The organism is Myroides pelagicus (assembly GCF_009711055.1).
Classification (GTDB): Bacteria; Bacteroidota; Bacteroidia; order Flavobacteriales; family Flavobacteriaceae; genus Flavobacterium; species Flavobacterium pelagicum.
Window position 1 is genome coordinate 214,947 of the sequence record NZ_WMJY01000002.1, and the last position, 6,624, is coordinate 221,570.

At 31.4% G+C, this 6,624-nt stretch carries 7 protein-coding genes and 1 tRNA gene; 2 read left to right on the plus strand and 6 right to left on the minus strand.

The features are described 5' to 3' along the window. Positions 1–87: 87 nt before the first annotated feature. Genes GJV77_RS01965 through GJV77_RS01975 form a run of 3 tightly spaced genes read right to left on the minus strand, consistent with a single transcriptional unit; the run spans position 88 to position 2,793 of the window. Complete coding sequence (locus tag GJV77_RS01965) at positions 88–762, minus strand: response regulator (protein WP_155034676.1); 675 nt, start codon at positions 760–762, stop codon at positions 88–90. After that, on the minus strand, positions 755–2,494 hold the full coding sequence (locus tag GJV77_RS01970) for a tetratricopeptide repeat-containing sensor histidine kinase (RefSeq protein WP_155034677.1): 1,740 nt from the start codon (positions 2,492–2,494) through the stop codon (positions 755–757). Before GJV77_RS01970 ends, GJV77_RS01965 begins: the two co-directional genes overlap by 8 nt. A gap of 35 nt (positions 2,495–2,529) precedes the next feature. Continuing rightward, complete coding sequence (locus tag GJV77_RS01975) at positions 2,530–2,793, minus strand: hypothetical protein (RefSeq protein ID WP_155034678.1); 264 nt, start codon at positions 2,791–2,793, stop codon at positions 2,530–2,532. A gap of 259 nt (positions 2,794–3,052) precedes the next feature. On the opposite strand from GJV77_RS01975, the gene GJV77_RS01980 reads away from it, so the two are divergent. Together GJV77_RS01980 and GJV77_RS01985 are read left to right on the plus strand one after the other, a co-directional pair. Beyond that, positions 3,053–3,997, plus strand: coding sequence for a hypothetical protein (locus tag GJV77_RS01980; RefSeq protein ID WP_155034679.1), 945 nt, complete (start codon positions 3,053–3,055; stop codon positions 3,995–3,997). Between the two features lie 12 nt (positions 3,998–4,009). After that, entirely contained in the window at positions 4,010–4,165 is a 156-nt protein-coding gene (locus GJV77_RS01985; RefSeq protein WP_240142799.1) for a transposase, read from the plus strand. A gap of 137 nt (positions 4,166–4,302) precedes the next feature. Here GJV77_RS01985 and GJV77_RS01990 read toward each other — a convergent pair. From GJV77_RS01990 to GJV77_RS02000, 3 genes are all read right to left on the minus strand, one after another. After that, positions 4,303–4,388 (minus strand) — tRNA-Leu (locus GJV77_RS01990). 276 nt (positions 4,389–4,664) lie between these two features. Next, positions 4,665–5,543 (minus strand): DUF3806 domain-containing protein, encoded by an 879-nt coding sequence (locus GJV77_RS01995; RefSeq protein ID WP_155034680.1) that lies wholly within the window; start codon positions 5,541–5,543, stop codon positions 4,665–4,667. Positions 5,544–5,696: 153 nt separating this feature from the next. After that, positions 5,697–6,230 carry an RNA methyltransferase gene (locus tag GJV77_RS02000; RefSeq protein WP_155034681.1) on the minus strand — a complete coding sequence of 178 codons (534 nt, stop codon included), beginning with the start codon at positions 6,228–6,230 and terminating at the stop codon, positions 5,697–5,699. Positions 6,231–6,624 lie beyond the last annotated feature (394 nt).

A 6,624-nucleotide genomic window follows, 5' to 3' on the forward strand; every position in this document is an offset into this window, starting at 1 on the left:
ACAAGGAGTGTTTTACGGAAAACCACATTTTGACAATATTTTTTATAAATGAATCAAAAGTGTTAGTTGTGATAGGGTATATGTAGTTTAAATGATGCCTAAGTCTTTCACTATACTGATTAGATGTATTGTGTTTTTTGCATCAAAAGTAGCTCTGAGTTTGCTAATTCTCTTTTCAATACTACTAGTACTAGTGATTGTATAGTTTTCTTCTTTAAGCTTTTCACCAACATCATTTTGTGAATATCCTTCAGAAAGTAATCTTAAAATCAATAGATCATCATCTTGCAAAATCAAGGAGCTTGTGCTGCTTTTTACATCTTTGATATCAGGGGAAAGATATACCATATTGCCTTCTTGTTGAATATGCTTAATGGCAGTTAGTAGTTCTTGGATGCTATTTCTACCTTTACTGACAAAGGCGTTTACTTTTAAGTGATCAATTAGTTCGTGGATTTCAATATATCGGTTTTCGATAGAATAGACAATAATCTTTAGTAAGGGTTGAGTTTCTCTAATTGTACTAATCAGATCAGCCCCACCCTTTAGTTTAGCGTCTCTATAGTCTTCTTGAAAAGATAGGTCAGATATGATTAAGTCAAAAGGCGCGTTGTTCGCAAGAGCACTTTGAATTTTTAACCATGCGTCATCACAATACTTTGTATTGTAAACTTCAGCGAGTGGCATTTTTTCAGTTAAGGCTTGAGCAATGCCTATATTTATGCTGTCGTAATCTTCAACAATTAGAATTTTCTTAAACATAGTTTTTTTTGGGTATTAGAATGTTGTATTTGATACCGAGCTTATTCTCGTAGTCAAATGTAAAGCTTCCTCCAATATTTTTAATACGGGTTTCCACATTCAGTAATCCATTTTTAGTTTTTAAGTCTTCTTGGATGATTCCTACGCCATTATCAGAATAAAAGATTTGAAGCATTTTTTTGTTTTCAGAGAATTTGAAGACTACAATTGTCGCCATGCTATGCTTTTTCATATTAACTAATAACTCTTGTATTACTCTGTAAATAGTTATCTTTTGATTTTTGTCTAAGCAATTAAAATCAAAGGAGTCTATGCCAGAGAGTATGATTTGACAAGTGTCAGTTGAGTACTCATTAAAGAGTGTAGTAAGATAAGTAGCAAAGGTTTCATCTGTAGTTACTGAGCTATGAGCAAGAGAAATATTTCTAGCTTTATTGTAAATTGATTCTAAATCAAGGAGTAAATGTTTTTTTGTTTCAGCAGCTTCGAGATTGAAATTTTGGATATACGTCAAGACATTGAATACATCATTAGCCAATTCGTCGTGTATTTGTTTAGAAATACGCGTCTCCGTTAGGTAGGATTGTTGTATTTTTTCTAATCGATGGCGTTGTTTGGTCTTGTAGTAGATAAAAGAGAGTATAACACCGCCAACTACTAATAAAATTAATGTGAATAAAAAGGCATTTTTATTTTGAGCAGAAATCAATTCACTTTGTTGTAAATCTATTTTTAGTTTTGTAGCCTCTTGTAAATGTTGGTCAAAGTCGTAACGTAGTTTAGCGAATTGATTTTTTGTTTTTAGACTTTCAGAATAAATGGCTTTAGACAAGTCAATATATTCTGAAAAGTAAAGTGAGTTTTGTTTATTTTGTGTTTTGATTAATAGACCTAAAGCAAGAAGTTTATCTTTCTTGTAGTCTGTTTTGGCTGTTTGAATGTAAGCTTTATTAGCATAACTATAGGCCTCCTTAAGATTGTTGTTAAGTAAATAAAATTCAGCTAAACTTAAGTAACTGCGATTGATATCTTCGTTATTTTTTAGTTTAAGTCTTATTTGATAGGCTTCTAGGAGTTGTTCTAATCCTTTACTAGGGTCCTTTTTATATAGAGCTTTTCCAAGATTATTTAGGATACGAGCTTTTAAAACAGGAGTATTGTTTGTGGATTCATCATTGATAATGGTGTTTAGAATACCAATTGCTTGGTCATATTGTTCCGATGAAATGTAGTTACTAGCAATATTGTTTTTTAGAATGTTTTTTTCAGTTTCAGTAGTAGAGAAAGCTAGAGATTGGTCATAGTAAGTATTGGCTAGCTGGTAATCTTCCAATTCAGTGAAACAGATAGCTAATGTGTTGTATATATAAACTTTAAAAGAATTGTCTTTTGTATCAATGTTTGGCAATTCTCTAGTGACAAGTTCTTGGGCACTATTAGGGTCATCAATCAAAAGATAGATACTGGCTATTCTAAGGTTGTTATAAGTGATAGAGGTATCACTCCCTGTGTTGCTAAAATACTGGTTAGACTTAAGGTACTTATTAAAAGCGTCTTCTAATTTATTTAGTGAAAATAAACTATCTGCATTTTGTTGGAAGCTATAACCTAAATCAATATCCACTTGGTTAATTGTTTTTATCTCTTCTTCTTTGCAGCTAAACAAAGAGAGGCAAACGATTAACAATAAAATAAAACTCGAAGAATGAATTGTGTGTAAAGTACTTTTCATTCTTCGAATTTAGACTTTATTGCTTAATAATTAAATTATTTTTTTGGTTTAGGAGGTTTTATAGGAGTTAGTCCCCAGTCATTGTTGGTGTCTCCTTCTTCCATTTCTAAACTTAGTGATTTAGGTTTTGGAGGTTTTATGGGAGTTAGTCCCCAATCATTATTCGTATCATTGTCACTCGCGCTAATTGCTTTTTCTTTAGGTGATTTTGTTTGTAAGTAATCATCTTCTTTGTCACAACTAATAGTAATAAAGGTTAAACTACTTAATAAAATGATTAATGTTTTTCTCGTTTTCATCTGCTTTGAATTTTAAGTTAAAAGCAAGGAATCAGAAGGTAGTTTTTGGAAGCTAGTTAGGAATGATAACAATAGAAAAGCTCCCATTTTTTAATGTCAATATTCCTAACCCATGAATATGTTTCGTATTTTTGAAACACTATAATACATTTCTGATTTTTTGCTTCGACAAAGAAAAGATGACAATTAGAGGTTAATGTATTGTAGTTCTGATGATTCTGATAATTCCGATTATGCCGTTTTGTATTAAGTTGTAATTATGACCTTATTGACCATAAATGATTATATCGCTCATTTAAAAGAGCATATTGAAAACGTAGATCACAAACCTAAGTACAATGTATTACTGTCTCCATCTCCAGCACAGCTTAGGGACTATTGTCTAATCTTGTGCGATGAGGGTAATGTGTCAATAGAAGATAAGAATGTGCTCAAAGACTTTTTTAAAGCGAATAGTATTGAGCTTTCCGATATATCTAATTGTATTAGAAAATTTGACATTGAAAGGTTTAAACCAATTCAGTATTTTTTGAATGGAAAAACAACTATGTCTAAGAATCATATGGTCATTGAGATGGTCGCGCTTATGTACGATTATGAGCAAAGACCTTATAGCAGATTTAGAAAAAAAGACTTGGTCTTTTGTAAAGAAGAGAAAAGTAAGGTTAAGCAGTTAAATACCTCTACTATTGATGCAAATAATAGAGGGGGCGTAGAGTTAGAAGATAGTATAAAGCTTGTAGAGTCTAAAGGTAGGATTGGCAATACTTATTCTAAGTCAGCAATTTTTCAAAAGAATAAGTTGTGGTATTGGCTATTAGGTGTTGTATTGATGATTGGTTTGCTACTGTTAGTTTTAAAGTTATCAGTGTTGAGTCAAAATGACCAATGTATGAGATGGGTAGTTGATAAGTATGAAGAGTGTGATTGTGGAGAAGCGACACGATTAAGTTTTATTGATGACGGTGTAAGTCCTATTAAATTTGATCAGCGTATTGTAGAAGAGTTTAAAAAAATTGAAGTAAGTTGTAATACCGTTTTTTTTAAAAATAGCAAACCCAAAATTTGGTTTGTTAAAATAAGTGCGAGGAAACACGAATACTTTAATGGTCCTGGGACGGGTATACATCCAACTTTGGGAAAACCACTAAAGCCAATAACGAAATATCATTTAGATAAATATATTTACCCCCAATGCCCATAATAGAGGAAATATATGCTTTACAAATTAATTACAAAACAATACTTAACTAGAAGTACCAATGCTTTTGCTGAATCCTTTAATGCGAAAATAAAAGCTTTTAGAGCTCAGTTTAGAGGGGTAAGAGATATTGATTTCTTTTTATATAGAATCTCCAAACTTTATGCATAAGCACAACTTTTAGGATTGATCCCTTTTAGGATTGATCCGAATTAATGTTTTAATAAGGTCTATCCTGTTGATAAATAATGAAATAGCTGAAAATGAAAACGGGAGAAATGAACAAAAAATTCAATTCTCCCGTTTAGTACTCGAGGCGGGACTTGAACCCGCACGAACATTACTGTTCACTGGATTTTAAGTCCAGCGTGTCTACCACTTCCACCACTCGAGCGTCTTGTTAGACTGCAATATTACTTCCGTATTGCGAGTGCAAATATAGAATACTTATTTTTACTATACAACTAATAAATGCTATTTTTTGAATTAATAATAATATGAATAAGCTTGTTTGTTGATTAATAGATTGTTATTGTATAGTTTTTTTGATAAAAATTAAATACTTTTCATACTGTAAAGCGTCTGATAGTATTTACATGTCAAAAAAAACTCTCCATAATAGAGAGTTTTTAGTATGAATGCTACTTAAAACTTGAATAAGTAGGTTAGTCTAGTAATTATAAGCTAGGTATTTGTAATCTTCTTCTTGCTTAAGGGTTGCAAGTATTTGTTCGTGTGTGTTGGATAAAAGCATCTCTATATTTACGGCTTCACCATCTTCAATGTGTTTTACTATCATGCTAATTGGGAAGCACTGAATAGCTAAGTTCTGGTATTGAAGAGCTAATTCTCTACCGTATTGGTCATTTACGACCACCCAATGTAAATCAGGGTATTTGTAGATTAACGCTATCCCAAAAGCCATACCAAGGGTAAAGTGTAATGAGCGTTCCTGTTTGCTGAGTTCTCGATCATTAAAAATCTCTTGTAAGCGTTTAATTGCTTTTCCACTTGTGTAATATTCATCTACACTTTCTTGTTTTATGAGAAATAGGTTGGCTATCTCTTGAGACATATAATACATATCATTATATGTGGGTTCAAGTAATGGTAGTTCAAGTGAAGCAAGTGCATCAATACTTTCTACCATGTCTTTTAATTCCACAAGGTGATCTAATACGTCTTCTTTGCCTTCAGTACCTTTAGTAGCAGATAGAGAAACAATAATTAACTGGTCTCCAAACATTACTTCATATACCTTCATGTAAACATCTTCAAGAGCATTACTATCATAGGAGTAATAAGCTTTATTAGGCATGCAGATACACTCCGTTTTGTGTTCTTTAGCTTGTGTTTTGAATTCTGTTAAGCGTTGTTCTTCTGAACGCTGCTCTGTTTGTTTTAGACTGAGTAAACTTACTCGTATAATAGGCTCATCTTCACTTTTCGCTCTATAAATTTGTAGTGTTTGTTCGTTTTCAATAGCGCAGTAGTAATGGCTTGGTGCCATCATTATCGCTTGTCCATTACCTATTTCAAATATTTTCATTTTTATAATTTTATAGCTTATTCAAATATATCACTTCCAAATCATACCTCAATAAATAAAAAGTAACTTACTTGAAAAGAAAGATGTTGTTGTATAGGCTTGTGTCTAAATAAAAAAGAACTCCTTTATAAAAGAGTTCTTTTCTATATTTGATTACTTGTTTTTCATTTGTTGGAAAAGATCCCAAATAACGATACCTGCACTAACAGATATATTAAGTGAATGTTTGGTTCCTAATTGAGGAATTTCAATTATGCCATCACTTAGATCAACTACAGCTTGACTAACTCCTTTTACTTCATTTCCAAAGACAAGTGCATATTTGGTAGTCTCTTGTACTTTGAATTCATTTAACATAACGCTGTTTTCAACTTGTTCTACAGACTGAATTGAAACGCCATCTTCTTTTAATTGTTTGATTACTTCCAATACATCTTTGGAGTATGCCCATTCTACGGTATCTGTAGCTCCTAATGCTGTTTTGTGAATTTCTTTATTTGGTGGTGTTGCTGTGATTCCGCACAAGTAAACTTTCTCAATTAGAAAAGCGTCACAAGTTCTAAACACAGAACCAATATTGTGTAAACTTCTAATATCATCTAATACAATGATGATAGGTGTTTTTTCTGAAGCTTTAAATTCCTCTATATTTTTACGTTCTAATTCGCTATTGGCTAATTTTCGCATATCTAACTAATTTTTGCAAAACTACTTAATTAAATTAAAAGTCAGTCACGTTAATGCTATCATTCTAAAAAATGAAGAACTCTAAAATAAAACAAAGAAGAGTCTTTGATATATAAAACATAACAAATAACTCGTTTTTTTTTAACTCTTAGAATCTAGTATAATAGCTAAATTAGATTATACAGCTAAAAAACACTTTACTATGAGAACTCGAACCTTAAATCAAATTGCATTTTTTAATTTACTTATCAATGCCTATTTTTTAGTAATACTATATAAAAGTCTTACTATTAATTTTTATGCAAATAAACTTTTCGCCTTGTTTTTTGATATTACTTGGATTCCATCAATTATTGCTTCTTAGATTCAACAAATAAATGCAACAGCATTTAAA

Bases quoted from the DNA above. Each gene is read 5' to 3' on its own strand.
- GJV77_RS01965 (WP_155034676.1), bottom strand. From the start codon at position 762: ATGTTTAAGAAAATTCTAATTGTTGAAGATTACGACAGCATAAATATA.
- GJV77_RS01970 (WP_155034677.1), bottom strand. From the start codon at position 2,494: ATGAAAAGTACTTTACACACAATTCATTCTTCGAGTTTTATTTTATTG.
- GJV77_RS01975 (WP_155034678.1), bottom strand. From the start codon at position 2,793: ATGAAAACGAGAAAAACATTAATCATTTTATTAAGTAGTTTAACCTTT.
- GJV77_RS01980 (WP_155034679.1), top strand. From the start codon at position 3,053: ATGACCTTATTGACCATAAATGATTATATCGCTCATTTAAAAGAGCAT.
- GJV77_RS01985 (WP_240142799.1), top strand. From the start codon at position 4,010: ATGCTTTACAAATTAATTACAAAACAATACTTAACTAGAAGTACCAAT.
- GJV77_RS01995 (WP_155034680.1), bottom strand. From the start codon at position 5,543: ATGAAAATATTTGAAATAGGTAATGGACAAGCGATAATGATGGCACCA.
- GJV77_RS02000 (WP_155034681.1), bottom strand. From the start codon at position 6,230: ATGCGAAAATTAGCCAATAGCGAATTAGAACGTAAAAATATAGAGGAA.